Source organism: Palleronia aestuarii (assembly GCF_003253995.1).
Classification (GTDB): Bacteria; Pseudomonadota; Alphaproteobacteria; order Rhodobacterales; family Rhodobacteraceae; genus Palleronia; species Palleronia aestuarii.
Genome location: NZ_QKZL01000003.1, coordinates 212967 through 233878, shown reverse-complemented (window position 1 = coordinate 233878; position 20912 = coordinate 212967). Strand labels below are relative to the sequence as shown.

Genomic DNA, 20912 nt, shown 5'->3' with positions numbered 1-20912 from the left:
TCGCCCCCGCTCGCCATAAATCCGGGATGTCACGAAGGACAGGAGACTTGTTCGCCTGGAAGTTGTGACATCCCTGCGTGGATTTAGCGAGAAAAGATGCGCCCCGGCTTGGGCCCTGCCCTTTTCCCCGGCGGAAGCCATCCCTATAAGGCGAAAAACCGGAGGTGCCGCGCCGGCGCCAAATCCGGTCTCTCGAGCGGTACGGGGATCACAGAATGAGCAGTTTCGCGGGGATTTTCTCCTCCGACATGGCGATCGATCTCGGGACCGCCAACACCCTCATCTACGTCAAGGGACGCGGGATCGTCCTTAACGAGCCCTCGGTCGTGGCGTTCCACGTCAAGGACGGGCGCAAGCAGGTCCTGGCCGCGGGCGAGGACGCGAAGCTGATGCTCGGCCGCACGCCCGGCTCGATTCAGGCGATCCGGCCGATGCGCGAGGGGGTGATCGCCGATTTCGACGTCGCCGAGGAGATGATCAAGCACTTCATCCGCAAGGTCCATCGCCGGTCGACCTTCACGAAACCGAAGATCATCGTCTGCGTGCCGCACGGTGCGACGCCGGTGGAGAAACGGGCGATCCGGCAGTCGGTCATCAGCGCCGGCGCCCGTCGCGCGGGCCTGATCGCGGAGCCGATCGCCGCGGCGATCGGTTCGGGGATGCCGATTACCGACCCGACCGGCAACATGGTCGTCGATATCGGCGGAGGCACGACGGAAGTCGCGGTGCTCAGCCTAGGCGACATCGTCTATGCCCGCTCCGTCCGCGTCGGCGGCGACCGGATGGACGAGGCGATCATCAACTATCTCCGCAGACAGCAGAACCTGCTGATCGGAGAGGCGACGGCGGAGCGGATCAAGACCGCGATCGGCACCAGCCGGATGCCCGACGACGGGCGCGGCGCCTCGCTGCAAGTGCGCGGTCGCGACTTGATGAACGGGATCCCCAGGGAAATGGAGATCAACCAGGCACAGATCGCGGAAGCGCTGGCCGAGCCTGTCCAAGCGATCTGCGAAGCGGTAATGATCGCGCTCGAGGCGACGCCGCCGGACCTCGCCGCCGATATCGTCGATCGCGGAGTCATGCTGACGGGTGGCGGCGCGCTTCTGGGTGATCTCGACCTTGCGCTGAGGGAACAGACCGGTCTCGCCATCTCCGTGGCCGACGAGTCACTCAATTGTGTGGCACTCGGAACCGGCAAGGCGCTGGAATACGAAAAACAACTTAGACATGTAATAGACTACGACAGTTGACCGCGCCCGCGTTCCGTGGCGGCGTGGCGTGATCGTCGACCGGAGATCAGCCCTTGGCGACAGGCAGACGCAACAGCAAGGATTTCACGCGACCGGCGCGCCGGATCGTCGTCGGGATACTGCTTGTCGCGCTGGTCGGATTGTTCCTCTTCTGGCGGATCGACAGTCCCCGTGCCGAGCGTTTGCGTGCGCAGATCGTGGATCAGGTCGTCCCGACATTCGATTGGGCGCTGATCCCGGTCACGAAACTTGTCGGCATGGTCGAGAACTTCGATAGCTACAGAAGAATATACGAACAGAATCAGGACCTTCGGCGTGAACTGCAGCGTATGAAGGCCTGGAAGGAAGCGGCCTTGCAGCTCGAGCAGGAGAACGCGAAGCTGCTCGACCTCAACAAGGTCCGCCTCGATCCGGCGCTGACCTTCATCACCGGCGTCGTTCTCGCCGATTCGGGCTCGCCGTTCCGGCAATCGGTCCTGCTCAACATCGGCGCGCGGGACGGGATCCGCGACGGCTGGGCCGCGACCGACGGTCTTGGCCTCGTCGGGCGGGTGTCGGGCGTCGGCGCGACGTCGTCTCGGGTCATCCTCATGACCGATAGCAACAGCCGCGTGCCGGTGATGGTTCAACCCTCCGGGCAGCGCGCGATCCTCGCCGGAGACAACTCCAAGTTGCCACCGCTCGATTTCGTCGAGGCGCCCGACGCGGTCCGTCCCGGCGACCGGGTGGTCAGTTCCGGAGATGGCGGGGTGCTGCCCGCCGGACAGCTCGTCGGACAGGTCGTTCAGAGCGCCGATGGGCGGCTTCGCGTCCGGCTCGCGGCGGATTACGAGCGACTGGAATATCTCCGCGTCCTGAGGTTCCAGCCGAACGAGGCGATCGGCGATCCGGGTGGGCTGGTCCTGCCGCTCGCACTGCCCGCTTTCCTGACGAACCTTAGCGAGCCCGGCGATGGTTGAGACGTTCGTCTCCCGGCGATGGTCGTTCCGCATGCTCTTCGTCGCAACGGCGGCGGCACTTCTCTTCGTTAGCGTGTTGCCCGTCAACCTCGGACGCGGCACGGTCCCTGCGCCCGATCTTCTTGTCCTTCTGACAATCGCATGGCTTCTGCGCCGCCCGGATTTCGTGCCGGCGCCGCTGATCGCCGCAGTCTTTCTCTGCGCCGATATCCTGCTCATGCGTCCGCTCGGCCTCTGGTCGGCGCTGGTCGTTCTCGGCACCGAATACCTGCGCGGACGGCACCGGGTTGGAGGCGACATGCCCTTCTTCGCTGAATGGATGCAGGTCGCGGGCGTTCTCTTCGCCCTGACGGCCCTCGAATGGCTGATCTTCACGATCTTCATGATCCCCCAGGCGAGCGTGGGGGCGCTGGGGCTGCAATGCGTCATCACGACGGCGCTCTATCCCGCGGTGGTCTTCGCCACGCAGTCGCTTTTCCGTGTCCGCCCCCCACGTGCGGCGGAACGCGATGCGGTGAGGCGCGGCGCATGAACCGATCGCCGAAGGATCTCGACACGTCCCGGCGCCGGATCGCCCGTCGCGCGGTCATCCTGGGCGGGCTGCAACTCGGCGGCGCGGGCATCCTCGGATGGCGCATGCGACAGATGCAGGTGGAGCAGGCCGATGCGTTCCGCATGCTGGCCGAAGAGAACCGCATCAACATGCGGCTCATCGCGCCACCGCGCGGCCTCATCTTCGACCGCAACGGCATCCCACTCGCGGAGAATGCCCAGAATTACCGCATCGTGATCGTGCGGGAGGATGCGGGCGACGTCGACGAGGCGATCGAGAAGCTCAAGAAGCTCATCGAGATCGATCCGATGGACCTCGAACGCGCGCACCGCGAACTTGCACGGCGCTCGCCCTTCGTGCCGGTGACGCTGACCGACCAGCGCTCCTGGGAGGATGTCGCGCTCATCGCGGTCAACGCCCCGGCCCTGCCGGGTATCACGCCCGATGTGGGCCTGACCCGCAATTACCCGCTCGCGGAGGATTACGCGCATATCGTGGGCTATGTCGGGCCCGTCAGCGATTACGATCTGAGCCGGATGGACGACGACGATCCGCTCTTGCAGATCCCCAAGTTCCAGATCGGCAAGACCGGGGTCGAGCAGAAATACGAGCGGCGCCTGCGCGGCAAGGCCGGCGCGCGCCAGATCGAGGTGAACGCCGCCGGACGCGTGATGCGCGAGCTCGGTCGCGACGACGGCGTGCCGGGCGACAGCATCCAGCTCACCGTGGAAAGCCGGCTGCAGAACTTCGTGGAGGCGCGCCTGGGCCTCAACGAAAGCGCCAGCGCCGTGGTGATGGATCCGCGCAACGGCGACCTCCTTGCGGTGGGCAATGCCCCGAGCTTCGATCCAAACCGCTTCGTGCGCGGCATCTCGGTCGACGGCTATCAGGAGCTAACCGGAAACCGCTATCGCCCGCTCGGCAACAAGGCCGTCCAGGGCGCCTACCCGCCAGGTTCCACCTTCAAGATGATGGTGTCCCTCGCGGCGCTTGATGCGGGCCTTCTGAAGCCGGAGGACCGGTTCTATTGCGGTGGCCACACGCAACTTGGCAACAGGCGCTTCCATTGCTGGAAGCGCGGCGGGCATGGCTGGGTCGATCTGGAGAAGAGCCTCGAGCAATCCTGCGACGTCTATTACTACGAACTCGCGCAGCGGGTTGGTATCGACCGCATCGCCGCGACGGCCCGGCGCTTCGGCATCGGGCAGCAGATGGACCTGCCGATGTCGGCGGTGACGGCGGGGGTGATGCCCGACCGGGACTGGATCCGGGAGCGCTATGACCAGTCCTGGCGCGTGGGCGACAGCCTCAACGCGGCGATCGGACAGGGCTACGTCCTGGCCTCCCCGCTGCAACTCGCGGTGATGACCTCACGGATCGCGACGGGCACGCGGATCGAACCGCGTCTCGTCAAGATGGTGGGCGGCGTCGAGCAGGCGCCGCGGGGGCTCGAGCCTCTCGGCTTCGACGAGAACCATCTCAGGGTCATCCGCGACGGCATGCATGCCGTGTCGAATTCCGCCCGCGGCACCGCCTACCGCTCGCGGATCGATGCGGATGGCCGGATCATGGCGGGCAAAACCGGAACCTCACAGGTGCGCAGCGTCGTGGTGAACAACCAAGACGTCCCCTGGGAGGAACGCGACCACGCGCTCTTCGTCGGCTACGCTCCCTATGACGCGCCGAGCGTCGCGGTGTCCGTCGTCGTCGAACATGGCGGCGGCGGTTCCTCCACGGCAGCGCCGGTCGCGCGGGATATCCTGCTCTACGCGCTTTACGGTACGCTGCCGCCGCTCGACAGCTATCCGCCCGAGCAGCGCGGCGATATCGAGACGCTGCAGAGCAGCCTGACGTTGAGGCAGGATTTTCGCCCGGGCAACCGGTTGTCGCGCGCGTGAGTTATCTCGAGAACAACCTTAGAACCGTTCCGACGGGCCCCACAAAGCTTCTCTACCTCAACTGGCCGATCGTCCTACTGCTGGCAACGGTCGCCTCGGTGGGCTTCCTGATGCTCTACTCGGTGGCCGGCGGATCGCTCGAGCCCTGGGCGGAGCCGCAGATGAAGCGGTTCGCCCTCGGGCTCACGGTCATGATCGCCGCCGCGATGGTTCCCGTCTGGTTCTGGCGAAACGTATCCGGTCTCGCCTACGGGGTCTCGCTCCTGCTCCTGCTTCTCGTGGAGTTCCACGGCACGACCGGGATGGGGGCACAGCGCTGGATCGATCTCGGCATCATCCGGCTCCAGCCCTCGGAGCTGATGAAGATCACCCTCGTGATGATGCTCGCCGCCTATTACGACTGGCTCGACATCGGCAAGACATCGCGACCGCTCTGGGTGATCATCCCGCTCTTCCTGATCGCATTGCCGACATACCTCGTCCTGCGGCAGCCGGACCTCGGCACCTCCATCCTGCTCGTGACGGGGGGCGGGATCATCATGTTCCTGGCCGGCGTCTCCTGGTGGTACTTCGTGGGCGTGGTCGGTGCCGGTGTGGGCGCGGTGACCGCGGTCTTCTCCTCCAGGGGGACGGATTGGCAGCTCATCAAGGACTACCAGTTCCGCCGTATCGACACTTTTCTCGATCCGGCCTCCGATCCGCTCGGCGCGGGCTATCACATCACGCAATCGAAGATCGCGCTCGGATCGGGCGGCTGGACGGGGCGCGGCTTCATGCAAGGCACACAGTCGCGTCTCAACTTCCTGCCCGAGAAGCATACCGACTTCATCTTCACCACGCTTGCAGAGGAGTTCGGCTTCGTCGGCGCCTTCTCCCTCCTCTCGCTCTACGTGGCGGTGGTCTTCTTCTGCGTCGTCTCCGCAATCGCGAATCGCGACCGGTTCGGCTCGCTCGTCACGCTCGGGATCGGCGCGACCTTCTTTCTCTTCTTCGCCGTCAACATGGCGATGGTCATGGGTCTCGCCCCCGTCGTGGGCGTGCCGCTCCCGCTCGTCAGCTATGGGGGCTCGGCCATGCTGGTGCTGCTCCTGGGGTTCGGCATCGCCCAGTCGGCACATGTCCACCGGCCGCGAACGCGGTAGGGCTGGCGTGCCGGCAGCCGCCGTGGAATAGTCCGGAGCATGATACGATCCCTTACTCCCGGCGCCCGGATGCCCTGCTCGGTCGTCCGCATCCACAGGCTCTCAGCATTGGCCCGCATGATCGCGCTGCCATGGTAACCATCCTCTTCTCGGCGAGCGACGAATCGTGGGAAAAGTACCGCGCCCCGCTCGAGACGGCCTTCGACGCGGTTGGCCTCGACGTCACGCTCTCGACCCGGCACGACCCCGAAACCGTGGAGTACATCGTCTACGCGCCAAGTTCCGGGCTCGTCGACTTCTCGGCCTTCACCCGCCTGAAGGCCGTGCTGAACCTGTGGGCCGGGGTGGAAGCCGTCACCGGAAATCCGACACTGAACGTGCCGCTCGCGCGCATGGTCGATCCGGGGCTGACGTCCGGCATGGTGGAATACGTCACCGGCCACGTCCTGCGCCATCACCTCGGGATCGACGATCACATCCACAATCAGGACGGCGTCTGGCGTCCTGAAGCGCCGCCCCTGGCACAGGACCGTCGTGTCGGCATCCTCGGAATCGGCGCGCTCGGCGCGGCCTGCGCGACCACGCTTGCGGGCCTGGGTTTCGACGTCGCGGGCTGGAGCCGTTCGCAAAAGACGATCGACGGGATCACGACGCTTTCGGGGACGGAGGGGCTGCACGCGATCCTCGCACGCTCCGATATCCTGGTCCTTCTCCTGCCGCTGACAGAGGCGACGCGGGGCGTCATCGACGGCCACGCGCTCGACCGGATGCCGCCGGGGGCCGTCATCATCAATCCCGGGCGGGGGCCACTCATCGTCGATTCCGCGCTGATATCGGCGCTGGAGACCGGACAGATCGCCCATGCCACGCTCGACGTCTTCGCCACCGAACCGCTGCCGCGCGATCATCCGTTCTGGAGCCATCCCGGCGTGACCGTGACGCCGCATATCGCGTCGAGCACTCGTCCCCCGACCGCCGCCACCGTGATCGCGGAGAACGTCCGGCGCGGCGAGGCGGGCGAGCCCTTCCTCCACCTCGTGGACCGCGACGCCGGCTACTGAGCTAGCGCAGGCGCGGCGGACGGTCCGGATCGCTGCCCGGAGCGTCGCGCGGCCCGGGCTCCTCCGGAACGGGAAGGTCGATCCTGAGCCCGACCTTCGCGAGGCGCGCCGCGATCGCGTCGGACGGATCGAAGAACGCGACGTCGATCTGCCCCGCTTCGAGGCCGGAAAAGACCAATGCCTCGCGCACCGCGCCCGCGAGCGCGCGTTCCGCCCCCGGTGTCGCGCCGACGAAGGCCAGCATGTGGCCGTTCGTCCCGTCGGCGTAGCGAACCGCGGCAAGATAGGCGAACCTCGCCCGTCCCGAGGCAAGCCCGAGCTTCGCATCGAGCGCGGGTAGGAGCCGCTCCGGCAAGCCCGCGGGGAAGGTAAGCTCCACCGGCCGCGCCTCGTGTTCCGTGGCCTCCTCCGCAAGCGTGGCGGCGATCCATCCGACCGCGTCCGCGGGCAACAGGATGGAAGACGGCGCCACGCCGGGATTGAGCGCTATCCCGCATCCCTGCCCCGCCACCATGCCGACGAGAAGCCGGCCGGAAAGTGCCGCGTAGGGCGCGGGGCCGCCTGCGAATTCCGCGAGCCGATCGGCCAGATCGAACACGAGCGCGAAGGCGCCTTGGCTCGTCTCGAAGATCCGCGGGTCGAGGACGTCACCCGAAGGCTCCCCGTCGAGTAGGAGATAGAGCTCCGCATCCGCCACCCGTTCGTAGAAGGCGAGCCGTGCGGCATCGTCGGCCTCGTCCGCCATCATCGCGTCATGGGCCCGGTCGAGCGGTGTCATGATAGGACCTCCTTCACCCGGTCGCGCAGGGCAGGCAGCACCTCCGCCTCGAACCAGGGGTTGCGCTTCAGCCAGCCTGTGTTCCGCCAGCTCGGATGAGGCAGCGGAAAGATCGCGGGAGCGTAATCGCGCCAAGCCCGCACCGTCTCGGTCACGGACCGCTTGCCCCCCAGGTGCCACTTCTGCGCATGTCCGCCGATCAAGACGCTGAGTTCGATCTCGTCTAGCCCCTCGAGGATCGGCCTTCGCCACGTTCGCGCACAGATCGCCGGTGGCGGGAGGTCCGAGCCCGCCTTGTCGTAGCCGGGAAAACAGAAGGCCATCGGCACGATCGCCACCCGGCTGCGATCGTAGAAGGTCGCCTCGTCGAGCCCGAGCCAGTCTCGCAGCCGAACGCCCGACTGGTCCCAGAAAGGCGTGTTCGCCTCGTGGACCCGCAACCCGGGCGCCTGGGAGGCGATGAGCAGACGCGCGCCCGGACGGAACCAGACGACCGGGTTGGGCGCATGCCCCGTCGCCGTGTGCGCGAACCGTTCGGCACAGATCGTGCAGCCGCGTAGCGCGTCCATGAGGTCTTCCATGCCGCGCACCCTATCCACGAGGAAGTCGGGCGCAACCGCCCTCCGACGTGGTGACCCGGACAACTTGATCGGAAGGTGACACGGATCGGAGAAACCGGTCCCGAACCTCTTGCACCCGGCCCCGCTCCTGCATAGAACGCGAGCCACGTTGGGGTGTAGCCAAGCGGTAAGGCATCGGTTTTTGGTACCGTGTATCGTAGGTTCGAATCCTACCACCCCAGCCATTTTTCTTGCGATAGTTTTGACGATACCCCGTCGGCAGGTTGCGGTTACAGAATGATGGCTCGCGCCATCCCGGGGCCTGCAAATGAAGCACGACGTGTGAAGCTGCGGTATCGTTCTTGTCGTCCTGCCGATAGACCATGGTCGAATGGCCCCGACATCCGGCAAAATTCTGGTTCCACAGGTTCGCTAGGCTGTGCTCCGCGTCATGGCTCCAAGGGCGAAACTGAAGCGATCCGCGCACAGATCAGTTTCTACGATCCTTGGTAAGTGAACACTTACGCCGGAGCGTTTCGACGCGACCGTTCCGACGACACTCGATCAAACTCCGACGATCTCTACTGCTTTCTTCGAGCCAGAGCTGAAATCGATGAATCTCGAACCGAACCGGGCACCTTGATCCGAAGCTTGGCGCCGACAGAAAAGGGAGGAGTCAGATCAGTCCTCCGACCATGCTGGAAAACCGCTATATCACTTCTTGAGAGAAAAATGGCGCGCTGGGGAGAACTTCCCAAATCTTTTATTTTCAATGCCTTATAGGATATTAGACAAAATATCGGCCCTATGCTTCGCAATGGCTTAGTTGGGTCTATGTCTAACCATCCGGCGCACGAAAACTGTCAAGGCCTCTCTTGACTGAAGGCAACGAGAGTTCGACCGCGGAATGCCAAGGCCCTGACCAAGGATCGCGCAGGCATCGTCAGCCTCGGCTCCCATGTCCGCGACGGGCATAGTCGGACGATAGTGTCTCAACGCTCGCCTCTACGGGTCGCAGAGATGGCACTCTCTCTATGTTTAGGTTGAATGATCATGACTTCGTTCGAAATCGTCTTCCTCTTGGTCTACTTCGTTTCGACTGTTCTTGGACTTGCCTTCGTAGCGTATGTGCTGCGAACCTACGTGCGCGACAGGCCACACGATCCTGAGGCCGTGGATCGGCTGATCGCGATTGTGCAGAAAGGGAAGGGTCCGCAAGAGAGTTCTGATCACGTCGCGAAAGATCGTGGACAAGTTCCTGAGGACGACCGACCAGCTCCACATGATTTCGATCTGCGATCACCGTAGCCGCTCGACTTGCAGCCGGATCTCGACTGCGTTCGGCCGAGGCTGTGTGAAAACTCGACAGGACATGGTCGGCTCTGGGATAGCGTTCGCCAGCTGGCGATCCTGAGGAGTTTTGTTCCGATGCTGGCGGCCGTGAGTGGCCTGAGAAGGAAATCGTCCCTCGCCATTTTGGTAAATCTGAGTTTCCACACAGCCTCGGCCCGAACCCGCCATTCAAAGCGAGCTTGGTGAAAGACATGAACCAGCCCGGGGATAATTTTATTCGGAAATGTAGACTGCAACTCTTGCACGTATGGTTTGCGCCGAAGTAGCGCCTTTAGTGCCTGTGCTGCCATGCGAGGAAATCTGACACGTTCTTGGACCATTTTTGTAGACGAGGAGGTCTCGGCTTGTAAGGGTCAGAGTTACATATCGTGGACCATAGCTCCGTCAGTTCGTGAGATCTGTCCAATTTATCCATGTATACGGGTCCAACTGCGCGAACAAGCTGACCTTCGAGTGCGCGCATCTCGAAGTAACCATTTGAGACTTCTTTTGCATTTTCGGTCGCACAAGAAAGTCCAGCCCAATAATTAGCCAGCTTTCTCGTAGCGCTTGAAATCTCAATGAGATCGGAGACATCTATGGCCGTGCATCGCGCCCGATATGCATGCTTTAATAAGCGAAGGCGCAGCAACGTGTCTTTTTCCGCGGGCGTCAGGCCTACAATGCAGCTTGCCCAATCAATCAATCTCTTAAAATCAAACTCCGGCTCCGCGACAGTTGCCCGATGGAGTATGCAAGCATTGCGAACAGCCACATATAGAATATCGGCCTGAAATAGCTTTCCCCAATAGCTCGACTCAACCCCTCCGAATAAGCGGATTGGTTTGATCGCAGACGATAGCTGCTCGGTGTAATTGCAGTTGGGTCTGTAGATATCCAACAGATTCCGCAAATATCCTTGGTCATCTCGGACTATCCGCCCGTCCTGTTTGACATGCTGGACAAATAACGATTGAGACTGCGCCATTTCATTAAACTCCAACCAGGAGTAATGCGCTATATTCCATCCGCTCGCTTTGTAGTCAGAAACAGCCATTTCCGCCTCGACCGAACATCCGACTGCAAGGAGGTCCTTGTCACTTAGTATGTCGCTCTCGCATCGAGCAACTGAGCCTATTTCGCAGATTGAAATCATCTCGCCCTCAACTTGTGATTTTCCTGAATGTCATAGAAACAAGTAAGGCAAATGTCAGGAAGCCAACAATCGCTTCAAACGCAACTACAATCCTGCCCAGATCAGTGCCGGGCGTTATGTCCCCGAAACCGAGAGATGTTACTACTATTGTCGAGAAATAGAATGCTTCGGTGATCGTCAGAACCGGGTCGCCTTGCAAGCTAAGACCAAAGGTCGAGCAGTAAAAGTAATTTATGCCGGTAATGGTAGCAAGCAAGACACAGGACGTTATGGCAAGATTGCTTAGTCGCATGCCAGACCCCGTCGTCAACTCAAACAGCCATGAAGGAACTAAGGCTATTGACTTCAGTAATTTCACCAATCGACCAGCATCTGAGTTTCTAATTTCACTCCTCTTTAGATATCTTTTCCATTGCACGAATTTGTATTGTGCGTAACTTGTGAATTCCGTCTGGGCTTGCTGTCTACTATTGTGCAGAAGCTCTTGGTAAAGCCCTACGCCAATGTTCGCATGCCTCTTAGGGTCAAGGCATTCGGCGAACGCCTTGGGGTCAATAAAGCATTCTTGAATTCGCGCCCGGTAAAAGTTACAATTCACAAAAATGCAAAAATTGAACCTGCAATCGTAGATTACCGATCCCGTAAAGAGGCATTCTTCAAAATGGCAATCGGTGAACTCAATTTGTGAAAGTAGAGTTTTTGAGAAGGATACGTTACAGAATTTCTTGTTTCTAACCCGCCATCTCTTAGGCGGCTCAACGCTCTCAAGCTTATCTGGCCTGAAAAGAAGATCTTTAAGCACCTTCTCGTCGTCACCGTCCACTAATGCCCAAAACTCACTTGGGGTCGAAAGCTCTTCATAAGGCTTCCTCAAAGTAAAGAAATCTCTTGTCTCTCGACTCATGCTAATGATTTCATTCCGCAGGTCTTCGAGAAAGGTTTCCTATAGTGAATATGTTTCATGTGAATTCTGTCTTCCGAAGTTGAGTCTGAACCGCTCCGACAGGGTCACACAAAATAGATTACTTGCGTAAGCTTATCGGTTCTCATGTTTGTCCGCCAGTCCCTCAAGGCTACCATTCCTACAGTTCAGCAAACCCTGATCGCAAGAGCGCTTAACTTCGCCTCCCCGCGCAAACCGGTCGTTAGTGGCAATTGCAGCGAACGGTTGCTGCCCGCCCTTTTCAGGCATCGGCGCTGACCGCAGCGAACGACTCTCCGCCCTTCGTGTCAATCGAGCGGGCTCTGGTCCGGGTCACCGACTGAATGTCCGCTCGTGCGGTGTGGCCGGGGTACCCTCGCGACCGCGAAGAACGACCGCGGCGCACCCAGCAAGCCAACGCAAGCAACTTCACAGAATGGGCCGCTCCTCGGCGACCATAGGTGTTCGCTCCTGCGATTTCCGTACTCCCTCTGGTGAAACGACCTGCGCGGGTTACTAAAACGAGGGTTCGAACAGGTTACTCGACAAGTTTTGAGGGGGAGCTGTTTGGAACCAGTTCCTTGCGATGGAACACTTTGCCCCTTCAATTCTCGATATACACACTCCCGTCGGCAATACCCTTTCACCGGCGGACTACGTGCGGATTCTCCACACTCCTGGTTCCGTCGGCAAGACATCGATCATGGTAAAGGCTTGCCGAGACCGGATCTTTACGAAGACCTACTCGGTCGAGGATGCGCCGCGATGGATCGAACCCTTGCTCGACTACGACGCATACATCACGTTGCATCGCTTCCATGGACCACGCTCAGGGCATCGACTCGCAGCTCTCAACGGCCTCTTCCTCGATCTTGACATCGATCGCGTTCCGAGTCGACCGGCGGACACAGGTCGTTGGGCTTCCGCAATCAGTGCAAGGGCTTCTGAACTTGGCTTGCCGGAACCGAGTATCCTGCTTTTCACCGGGCGAGGGCTGGGAGCGATCTGGTTGATCGATGAGATGCCGGCCCGAGCGCTACCTCGCTGGCAGGCAGCGCAAGATGCTCTGATCGCGCTTTTTCGTGTCCATGGTGCGGACCCGTCGCGCCGGGATGCCGCCCGCATCACGCGCCTACCCGGGTCGATCAATTCGAAGAGTGGAAAGGAAGCCGCAGTTATTGGCGGTTCTCTGCGCCGCTACTTCTTCGACGCCTTGGCAGATGCGATTTATCTTGCCGCAGGACGGCCAACGCGTGAGCAGCTACGATCCAACAAGGAAGCGACCAAGAAGAAGAAAGCCGGAATCAAACAGACACCCGGCGGCCTAACGCCGCGGGCCAAGTTTCGTGCCGTTCAGCGTGATCTGGAGCGCATTTGTTGCGCTTGGGGCGGCAGAGTCCCTGAGGGCTTCCGAAACACTTGGCTGCACCTCTTCGCTACGAGCCTGTCGCATACTTCGACGCCGGCCGAAGTCGAGCAGAGGGTCATGGCAGCAGCGGCCTCGGCGACACCGTTCCTGCCGGCCGCGGAGGTGAGGGCCGTAGCGAAGCTTGCCAGTCGCCAGGCGGAACTTCCGAGATCCACCGCCCCCCTACGCGACGGCCGCTATCACTACTCCGGAGCTATGATCGCAGAACTGCTCGGCATCTCCGGGCGGACATCCGAAGCTCTCGGGCTGGAACAGATCATGCCTCCGGAAGAGCGCGCGCGTCGCAAAGCGCGCAGACAGCGCGCACGCCGGCATGATGCCGGAGCCACCGCCCGCAATGAGTGGCTGGAGAAGAACGATCAGGAACGGCGGCAGCCTTGGGTCGCGCTCGGAATCTCCCGGAGCACCTTCTTCAGAAGGAAACGGGCAGGCATCGTTGCTGATAGCCAAGAGTCGAGCCGGTACGATGAGACTGGTCCGTGCCCGCTACAGGGGGGCTATGCCTTGCCGAAGGCGCAAGCTGAGGAGCCCCGCTCCTCAGCTATTCTGCCCCCGCACCAGCCACCAGCCACGCCGCCGCAACCGTCCGGCGACGAAGCGGAAACGCATGATATTCGCATTCCCTGCGCAAATCGCCCTCGAGATGGCATTGTTGATTCAAGCCCTTGCGTGCAATCTGATCTCCAACGGGGAGACGGGTATTGCAAGTTGAAGATTTCATTACGCGGTGGCGTGCATCCGGCGGAAGCGAGATCGCGAATTTTCAGACCTTCGCATCCGAGCTCTGCGACATACTCGGGGTCGACCGTCCGAAACCTGCCCAGAGCGATGGTCAGACAAACGACTATCGCTTCGAACGCCCAGTCACCGAAACCCACACCGGGACACGCCGACGGCGGCGGATAGATCTCTACCGCCGACAGTGTTTCGTCATGGAGGCGAAGCAGGGCGCTGGCCCGAAGGCTGAATCCGAGCAGCTCAGCCTCCTGTCGGCTGAGGACGCCCCCCAGGGTCAACTGGGGCATGGTCGCCGAGGCACGCGAGGCTTCGAAGATACGATGCTACGCGCCCGAAACCAGGCGGACGGCTACGCCCGGGCAATCTCGAAGGAGGACGGATGGCCACCATTCCTGCTGGTCGTCGACGTCGCGCATGTCATCGAGGTCTACGCCGACTTCTCCGGCCAAGGACAGGGCTACACTCAGTTCCCCGATGGCAACCGCTACCGCATCACACTCGAAGATCTCCGGGATGACGAGGTCCGCGAGCGTCTGCGGACCATCTGGTCCGACCCCTTGTCTCTCGATCCCTCGCGCACCGCGGCACGGGTCACCCGTGAAATCGCCGACCACCTGGCTCAGCTTGGACGCAGCTTCGAGGGCCAGGGCCATGAGGGAGAGGATGTCGCCCGTTTCCTCATGCGCTGCCTCTTCACCATGTTCGCCGAGGATGTGGAGCTGCTGCCCAAGGATTCCTTCCGCGACAAGCTGCGGGACCTGCGCGGCAAGCCCGAGATGGCCGCGCCGGTGCTCCAGTCGCTCTGGGAGACGATGAACACCGGCGGCACCTCGACGGTCCTCATGGCGAAGCTCCTCCGCTTCAACGGCGGGCTCTTCCGCGACGCTTCGGCGCTGCCCCTGAACGAGGTGCAGCTTAGCCTGCTGATCGAGGCGGCCGAAGCGGACTGGAAGCAAGTCGAACCGGCGATCTTTGGCACCCTGCTGGAACGCGCGCTCGACAAGAAGAGCCGGCACAAGCTGGGCGCGCACTACACGCCTCGCGCCTATGTCGAACGGCTTGTGATGCCGACAATTATCGAGCCCCTGCGCGCCGACTGGCGCAGCGTGCAAGCCGCCGCCGATTTGCTGCGCAGCCAGGGCAAGGAAAAGGAAGCGCTGCGCGAGGTGCAAGGCTTCCACCGCCAGCTCTGCGAGGTCACGGTGCTTGACCCTGCCTGCGGGTCGGGAAATTTTCTCTATGTCGCGCTGGAGCTGATGAAGCGCCTCGAAGGCGAGGTTGTCGCCACCATGGAGGAGCTGGGCGAAACGCAGACAAACCTTGGCCTTGCAGGATACACCGTTGACCCGCACCAGTTCCTCGGGATCGAGCTGAACCCCTGGGCCGCCAACGTCGCCGAGCTGGTGCTGTGGATCGGCTACCTGCAATGGCACTACCGCACTCACGGCAAAGCCGCGCCTTCCGAGCCGATCCTGCGCGACTTCAAGAACATCGAACATCGCGACGCCGTGCTCACGTGGACGAACCGCACGCCCCGGCTGGACGACAACGGCGCGCCCGTGACCCGCTGGGACGGCACGACCACCATGCGCCACCCGGCGACGGGGGAGGAGGTGCCGGACCCCTCGGCGCGGATGCAGATCTACGACTACGCCGATCCCCGGCCGGCGGTGTGGCCCGAGTCGACCTTCATCGTCGGCAACCCGCCCTTCATCGGGGCGAGCCGTATGCGCGAGGCGCTGGGCGACGGCTACGTCGAGGCGCTGTGGAAGGCCTATCCGAAGATGCCGCAAAGCGCCGACCTCGTGATGTTCTGGTGGGAAAAGGCGGCACTGAAGGCGCGAGCCTATGACGGCCAGACCGGGTTGCGGAGGTTTGGCCTGATCACAACGAACTCGCTGCGTCAGGCGTTCAACCGTCGGGTCCTGGAGCCGCACCTTGGCGATGCTAAGCGCCCTCTGTCGCTGCTTTTCGCGATCCCGGACCACCCGTGGGTAGATACCGTGGATGGGGCCGCCGTGCGGATCGGCATGACAGTGGCAGCGGCCGGCAGTCGACCGGGTCGGCTGGTGACGGTGGTCTCCGAGAGTGGTGAGCGAAACGAGGCCGAGGGGCGGCATGTCGAGCTCAAGACAGAGATGGGCCTAATCTTCTCGAACCTACGGATCGGCGCAGATATCGGTAGCGCCGTGCCGTTGAAATCTAATCTGCGTATCGCAGGCATGGGGGTAAAGCTCCACGGTCCGGGCTTCATTGTCTCGGAGAATGAAGCCCGTGAGCTTGGCTTGGGCATCCGACCCGGTCTGGAAAATCACATCCGTCCTTTCAGAAACGGACGCGACCTAACGGGCCAACCGAGAGATGCTCATGTAATCGATCTTTTCGGACTGACTTCAGATCAAGTCAGGCATAGTTTTCCGGAGGTTTACCAACACGTTGCCGACACGGTGAAGCCTGAGCGCGACCAGAACCAGCGTGAGTGGCGTCGGCGAAATTGGTGGCTTTTCGGGGAACCGATAAGCACTTTTCGACCCGCCTTCTCGGGACTGAAACGATATATCGCAACAACGAGAACCGCACGTCACCGTGTGTTCCAGTTCCTCCCGGAAGATATACTCCACGAGAGCAAGGTCGTTGCGATTACCATTGATAGAGCCGAAGAACTGGCGGTTCTATCCTCTCGACAGCACACAGTCTGGGCTTTGGCAGCAGGGGGCTGGCTTGGTGTGGGCAATGACCCGACTTACAACCACGCCGATTGCTTCTACAAGTTTCCGTTCCCCGACCTCACCCCCACGCAACGCACCATCCTCCGCCAGCTCGGTGAGGAGCTCGACGCCCACCGCAAGGAGCGACAGGCGCAGCACCCGAAGCTGACGCTGACCCAGATGTACAACACCCTCGAAAAACTCCGCGCGGGCGAGGTCATCGAAGGCAAGGACAAGCAGGTCTACGAGGACGGGCTGATCGGTCTGCTCAAGGACATCCACGACCGGATCGACGCCGCCGTGGCCGAGGCCTATGGCTGGCCGGCCGATCTCTCCGAGAACGACCTCCTGATGAACCTCGTGGCCCTCAACCACGAACGCGCCGCCGAGGAAGCGCGCGGCCATGTCCGCTGGCTCCGCCCCGATTACCAGAACCCCGACGGCCTCGCCGCCGAGGCGAAGCAAGGCAAGCTGGAGATCGCCGCCGCCGCCAAGACCGGCAAGGCCCCCTGGCCGAAGTCGCTCCCCGCTCAGATCGCCGCCGTCTGCGAGGCGTTGGAGGATCTCGGAGAGGCCGACGCCGAAACCGTCGCCCGCACCTTCGCCCGCGGCCGCGCCACCACGGTCGCCCCGCTGCTCGAGACGCTGGCAGGCCTCGGCATGGCCGAAATGACTGATGAGGGCCGCTATGCCATCTGATCGCCGCTTCATCATCGAGCCCGAGGGGTTGCCGGATCTCGCTGGCATGATGGTCGCCACTCTCGACGCCCTTCGGCACCTCGGCGGGTCGGGCAGCATCCAGGAGATCGACGAGACCGTCATCGAGCTCGAGGGCTTGTCGGAGGCCGAGCAGGCGATCCCGATGCCGAACAATGATCAACGCCTGAAGGTGAACTACTACCTCGCTTGGGCGCGCACCTACCTTCGGCGCGGCGGTGCCGTCGAGAACTCCGCACGTGGCGTCTGGGCGATTACCGAGGCCGGCAGCGCCATCCACGATCGCGCACCCGCGGCTGCCATCGTCGAGACCGTTCAGGCCGAAGAACGCGAGAAGGCGCGGCAAAAACGCAAGGCCAAGGAAGCGGCCGAAGTTTCCGGCGATGCGGATGTCGTTATCGCAGACGCGGATGCTGGGCCGGCGGACGAAGAGGACTGGAAAACCGCGCTGCTCTCCGTCCTCGGGTCTATGGCGCCAGATGCCTTCGAGAGACTGTCCCAGCGTCTCCTGCGCGAGGCTGGCTTCACCAAGGTCGAGGTCCGCGGAAAGACCGGCGACGGCGGCATCGACGGGCTCGGCGTCCTGCGCGTGAACCTCGTCTCGTTCCAGGTCTACTTCCAGTGCAAGCGCTGGAGAGGCAGCGTCGGCGCGAAGGAAATCCGCGACTTCCGCGGGGCCCTTCAGGGACGGGCCGATAAGGGGCTTTTCATCACCACGAGCCACTACACCCCGGCCGCGACCGATGAAGCGACCAGGGACGGCGCCATCGCCATCGACCTCATCGACGGAGACCGTCTGTGCGACCTGCTCAAGGAGAACGGGCTTGGAGTCGCGACCGAGATGGTCGAACGGGTTCGCATCGACGGCTCATGGTTCGACAGCGTTTGAGCGCAGAATACCAACTTTTCTGACTGTCGCGTTTCCGACCTTCGACCGACGATCCGACATTCTTCCTGCCACCTCGGGACGGGGTGGTAGCGCCGAGACGGTATTACCGGCGCTTACCATTACCCGAGCAGGTGCCAAGAATGACCGAAGCTACGAAGAAGACCAACGCCGCCCTCGAGAAGAAGGTGCGCAAGGCCGTCGCCGACATCCAGGCGAAGGGCGAAAAGCCGACCAACGCCGCCGTGCGGGAGATCACGAAGGGATCGTTCCGAGACATCGGGCCAATCGTGAAGATCGTCCTCGCTGAACAGAAGGCCGCGGCCGAAGCATCGCGCGCGGCCCCCGAGATGCCCGAAGAGGTGATTGACCTCTATGCCTCCGCTTGGGAGGCAGCCTGGCGCTGCGCCGACGAGGCAGCGGCTATCGAACGGCGCGCCCACGCCAGCCAGCTCGCCGAGGTCGAAGAGGAAAAAGCGGAGGTCCTCGACAATATCGGGCTGGTCGAGGACGAGCGTGACAGTGCCGTCGCCGAGGCAGAGGCCGCCGGGGAACGCGCGCAACAGGCTGAGGAGAGGGTCGCTTCGCTTACGGCAGAGCTCATGGACGCCAAGGTCCTCATCGCGAAACTCGAAGGTCGTCTCCTTGGGCGGGAGGAGTTCGCCTCGCAGGGCAACAGTCACGCATCCAACGAAGAGAGCTCCGCGGCGCCTGCCGTGAAGGACGACAGTCAAATGTCTCTATTTCCCGACTCCGGCGACGACCGGATCGTCGGGCAAAACGATGACGGCGGCGCGGAGCAAGTAGATGATCCCGACGACGAACAGGATGCAGCGTGATAGTGGAGATGCCGAGACGCCACCGTCTCGGCATCTCTCGTCATGATCCGCGAACCCGCTGGCGCTCCTTGGCCGCATTGGCGACCCTTATAGGCCCAAGGAACTCGTCGCGGTGCAATGCAGCGACCTCGGGGCGCTTGGCTGTATCGAGGTTCTGCTGACCACTTTCCAGGTCCACCCCCCGATCGTCCGCATTCGCTTCGATGACACGCACGCCGAGTGCGAAGCGATCTCGCAGAGATGTGTTATTCTCGACCAGCTCAACCGCGTCCCGGGTTGCCTGCCACGCCGTGCGTAGCTGGAGATTGGTCGTAGCATTGAGGCGTTCCCGGATCTCATCCGGCTTCGCCTCCGGCGAGATCGACCATGCTCCAGGAAAGCTCGCCTCGGACATGATCAGCGGCTCGCCAGCAGCTACCGCCTCGAGAGGTGCCGGTACCGATTGCCCATCGCTTCTGAGGGCCGCCGCAACGACCCCGGCGCGGCGTCGCGTCTCGGCATCCTGACGGTCCCGTTTGCGAGCCCGTCGCTCGCTCTCCGCTTCCAGTTCCGCATGGGCTTCCTCTCGCTGACGGAGACGGAAAACCCGTCTGGCAAAGCTGACCAACACGTCGAAGGCCGGCCGGATCGCCTCCTTGAGCTTGCCACGCTCCTTCTTGTCGGCAGGTGCTGCGGGTCCGAAAGTAAGGCCCTCCCGGCGGTCCCGATCCCCTGGCCGGTAATCTATCTGGCGCTCCTCGATCGCCCGTGTCCCGACATTCAGCGCCCTGATCCGTGCCTCTGCGGTCGAAGCGACCGACCGGCCGCGCGAGATCTCCTCGCGTGCTTGAACGGTCAACGAAGCGACTTCATGCTCGCGGACCAAGAGGTCCACCTTGTCTCCAGCCATCGAGGCCTTCTCACGCGCGAGGTGTCGCGCGCTCTCGGCGGCTTCTTTCACAATTGCGGCGAGCTGCTCTTCCTGGCCAGAGATCTCAATCGCCAAGATCTTGCTGCGCTTAGCGTCTTCAGCCTGCTGGGCTTTCGCGGCCTTCGCCTTCTGGTAGTCCGCCCGGCTCAACCGATGGCGCTTCGGCCCATACCGGAGAAGTCCGGCCCCTTCGAAGACCTCCTCATGAAACGAGTCCTGCCAGCCGCGCATGGCCTCGCAGTAAGCCCTGTTCGCCCCATGTCCGACAGCTTTCCTATCTGTGCCATCGGCATCGACATGGGCAGCATTGAAAACGGCCTTCGCAGCATGTCCAGGATGCAGGCCGTCGGCCCGTCCAGCCTGAGGCGCGACGGCGAGATAGTGCGCATGGACATGTTCCTCATCCCAGTGGATCACCCCCATCAGGAGCACACCTCCGCGAGCTGCCAAGGTCTTCTGCTCGTGCTGCATCGCCTCGGTGAGAAGCGCGACGCAGTCGGCGGCGAGAGCCGGATCAGCGAGTGCGTCGCGCGTAAGTGTCGGAAGCGAGACGACGGAGGAATAGAGCGTCCGGGCATCTGATCGCAGCTTCCGCCAGGCCTTTTTCTTTTTCCCGTCCTTGCCCTTCCGCATGTAGGATTCCTTCGCGGCCGCAGCCTTGGCATGCTCGGCCCGCACAGCTGCGAACGATCCCACCGTGCCAGGAAGTATCTGCGGCGGCGGGCAACCGGGGTTCACGTGCAGTGAGGCCATGGGATGACGCTCCGCTTCCCGAAGAACCTCCTCGGCGGTCCATGCCCGCGCGCCGTTCTTACGTATCTTCGTCGGCTTGCTGCCGGGTGCGCCTTGGACGGAAAACGTCTCCAGGCGCGCGAATTGATATCCTTCCATCGCCATCTCCTTTGTTCGAGGCGACGGGGAAATAGGTAAAAAGGGTGCCCCTCCGGGAATGTCTGCGACGCGCGCCGCAGGCGCGCGTATCAGGCATAGTGTCCGACTATGCGTAGTGCGAGACGCCCCCCTCCAGGGGCTCACTACGCGCGGCTCTCCGAGGGCCCCTTGCGCCGGGGA

At 62.5% G+C, this 20912-nt stretch carries 13 protein-coding genes and 1 tRNA gene; 10 read left to right on the top strand and 4 right to left on the bottom strand.

The window, feature by feature from the left end; translation table 11 throughout:
• Positions 1–215 precede the first annotated feature (215 nt).
• The 6 genes from LX81_RS05200 (at position 216) to LX81_RS05175 (ending at position 6866) form a co-directional block, all read left to right on the top strand.
• Positions 216–1253, top strand: coding sequence for a rod shape-determining protein (locus LX81_RS05200; protein ID WP_111536230.1), 1038 nt, complete (start codon positions 216–218; stop codon positions 1251–1253).
• 53 nt (positions 1254–1306) lie between these two features.
• A complete protein-coding gene (gene mreC, locus LX81_RS05195; protein ID WP_111536229.1) occupies positions 1307–2212 on the top strand; it encodes a rod shape-determining protein MreC in 906 nt (301 codons plus the stop codon).
• Positions 2205–2744, top strand: a complete 540-nt coding sequence (locus LX81_RS05190) for a rod shape-determining protein MreD (RefSeq protein ID WP_111536228.1) — start codon at positions 2205–2207, stop codon at positions 2742–2744. Before mreC ends, LX81_RS05190 begins: the two co-directional genes overlap by 8 nt.
• Positions 2741–4663 carry a penicillin-binding protein 2 gene (gene mrdA / locus LX81_RS05185; RefSeq protein ID WP_111536227.1) on the top strand — a complete coding sequence of 641 codons (1923 nt, stop codon included), beginning with the start codon at positions 2741–2743 and terminating at the stop codon, positions 4661–4663. The genes LX81_RS05190 and mrdA overlap by 4 nt, the downstream gene beginning before the upstream one ends.
• Complete coding sequence (gene rodA / locus LX81_RS05180) at positions 4660–5805, top strand: rod shape-determining protein RodA (protein ID WP_111536226.1); 1146 nt, start codon at positions 4660–4662, stop codon at positions 5803–5805. Before mrdA ends, rodA begins: the two co-directional genes overlap by 4 nt.
• A 131-nt stretch (positions 5806–5936) precedes the next feature.
• A complete protein-coding gene (locus LX81_RS05175; protein WP_111536225.1) occupies positions 5937–6866 on the top strand; it encodes a 2-hydroxyacid dehydrogenase in 930 nt (309 codons plus the stop codon).
• A gap of 1 nt (position 6867) precedes the next feature.
• Here the strand turns inward: LX81_RS05175 and LX81_RS05170 are convergent, their stop codons facing one another.
• Positions 6868–7644 carry an SseB family protein gene (locus LX81_RS05170; RefSeq protein WP_111536224.1) on the bottom strand — a complete coding sequence of 259 codons (777 nt, stop codon included), beginning with the start codon at positions 7642–7644 and terminating at the stop codon, positions 6868–6870.
• Positions 7641–8225 (bottom strand): uracil-DNA glycosylase family protein, encoded by a 585-nt coding sequence (locus LX81_RS05165; RefSeq protein WP_111536223.1) that lies wholly within the window; start codon positions 8223–8225, stop codon positions 7641–7643. Before LX81_RS05165 ends, LX81_RS05170 begins: the two co-directional genes overlap by 4 nt.
• A 149-nt stretch (positions 8226–8374) precedes the next feature.
• Between LX81_RS05165 and LX81_RS05160 the strand changes: the two genes are divergently transcribed.
• Positions 8375–8449, top strand: a tRNA-Gln gene (locus tag LX81_RS05160).
• A gap of 2250 nt (positions 8450–10699) precedes the next feature.
• On the opposite strand, the gene LX81_RS05150 is transcribed toward LX81_RS05160, so the two are convergent.
• Entirely contained in the window at positions 10700–11596 is an 897-nt protein-coding gene (locus LX81_RS05150) for an ion channel (protein ID WP_111536221.1), read from the bottom strand.
• 2148 nt (positions 11597–13744) lie between these two features.
• Between LX81_RS05150 and LX81_RS05145 the strand changes: the two genes are divergently transcribed.
• The 3 genes from LX81_RS05145 to LX81_RS05135 all read left to right on the top strand — a co-directional run bounded on the left by LX81_RS05145 (position 13745) and on the right by LX81_RS05135 (position 18931).
• Positions 13745–17188 (top strand): class I SAM-dependent DNA methyltransferase, encoded by a 3444-nt coding sequence (locus LX81_RS05145; protein WP_111536220.1) that lies wholly within the window; start codon positions 13745–13747, stop codon positions 17186–17188.
• Positions 17178–18095, top strand: a complete 918-nt coding sequence (locus tag LX81_RS05140; RefSeq protein WP_111536219.1) for a restriction endonuclease — start codon at positions 17178–17180, stop codon at positions 18093–18095. The genes LX81_RS05145 and LX81_RS05140 overlap by 11 nt, the downstream gene beginning before the upstream one ends.
• Positions 18096–18235: 140 nt before the next feature.
• Positions 18236–18931 carry a DNA-binding protein gene (locus tag LX81_RS05135; protein WP_111536218.1) on the top strand — a complete coding sequence of 232 codons (696 nt, stop codon included), beginning with the start codon at positions 18236–18238 and terminating at the stop codon, positions 18929–18931.
• A gap of 40 nt (positions 18932–18971) precedes the next feature.
• Here the strand turns inward: LX81_RS05135 and LX81_RS05130 are convergent, their stop codons facing one another.
• Positions 18972–20732 carry a hypothetical protein gene (locus LX81_RS05130; protein ID WP_111536217.1) on the bottom strand — a complete coding sequence of 587 codons (1761 nt, stop codon included), beginning with the start codon at positions 20730–20732 and terminating at the stop codon, positions 18972–18974.
• Positions 20733–20912 lie beyond the last annotated feature (180 nt).

Coding starts and splice junctions, on each gene's coding strand:
- LX81_RS05200 (WP_111536230.1), top strand. CDS start 216: ATGAGCAGTTTCGCGGGGATTTTCTCCTCCGACATGGCGATCGATCTC.
- LX81_RS05190 (WP_111536228.1), top strand. CDS start 2,205: ATGGTTGAGACGTTCGTCTCCCGGCGATGGTCGTTCCGCATGCTCTTC.
- mrdA (WP_111536227.1), top strand. CDS start 2,741: ATGAACCGATCGCCGAAGGATCTCGACACGTCCCGGCGCCGGATCGCC.
- LX81_RS05175 (WP_111536225.1), top strand. CDS start 5,937: ATGGTAACCATCCTCTTCTCGGCGAGCGACGAATCGTGGGAAAAGTAC.
- LX81_RS05170 (WP_111536224.1), bottom strand. CDS start 7,644: ATGACACCGCTCGACCGGGCCCATGACGCGATGATGGCGGACGAGGCC.
- LX81_RS05165 (WP_111536223.1), bottom strand. CDS start 8,225: ATGGAAGACCTCATGGACGCGCTACGCGGCTGCACGATCTGTGCCGAA.
- LX81_RS05150 (WP_111536221.1), bottom strand. CDS start 11,596: ATGAGTCGAGAGACAAGAGATTTCTTTACTTTGAGGAAGCCTTATGAA.
- LX81_RS05140 (WP_111536219.1), top strand. CDS start 17,178: ATGCCATCTGATCGCCGCTTCATCATCGAGCCCGAGGGGTTGCCGGAT.
- LX81_RS05135 (WP_111536218.1), top strand. CDS start 18,236: ATGACCGAAGCTACGAAGAAGACCAACGCCGCCCTCGAGAAGAAGGTG.
- LX81_RS05130 (WP_111536217.1), bottom strand. CDS start 20,732: ATGGAAGGATATCAATTCGCGCGCCTGGAGACGTTTTCCGTCCAAGGC.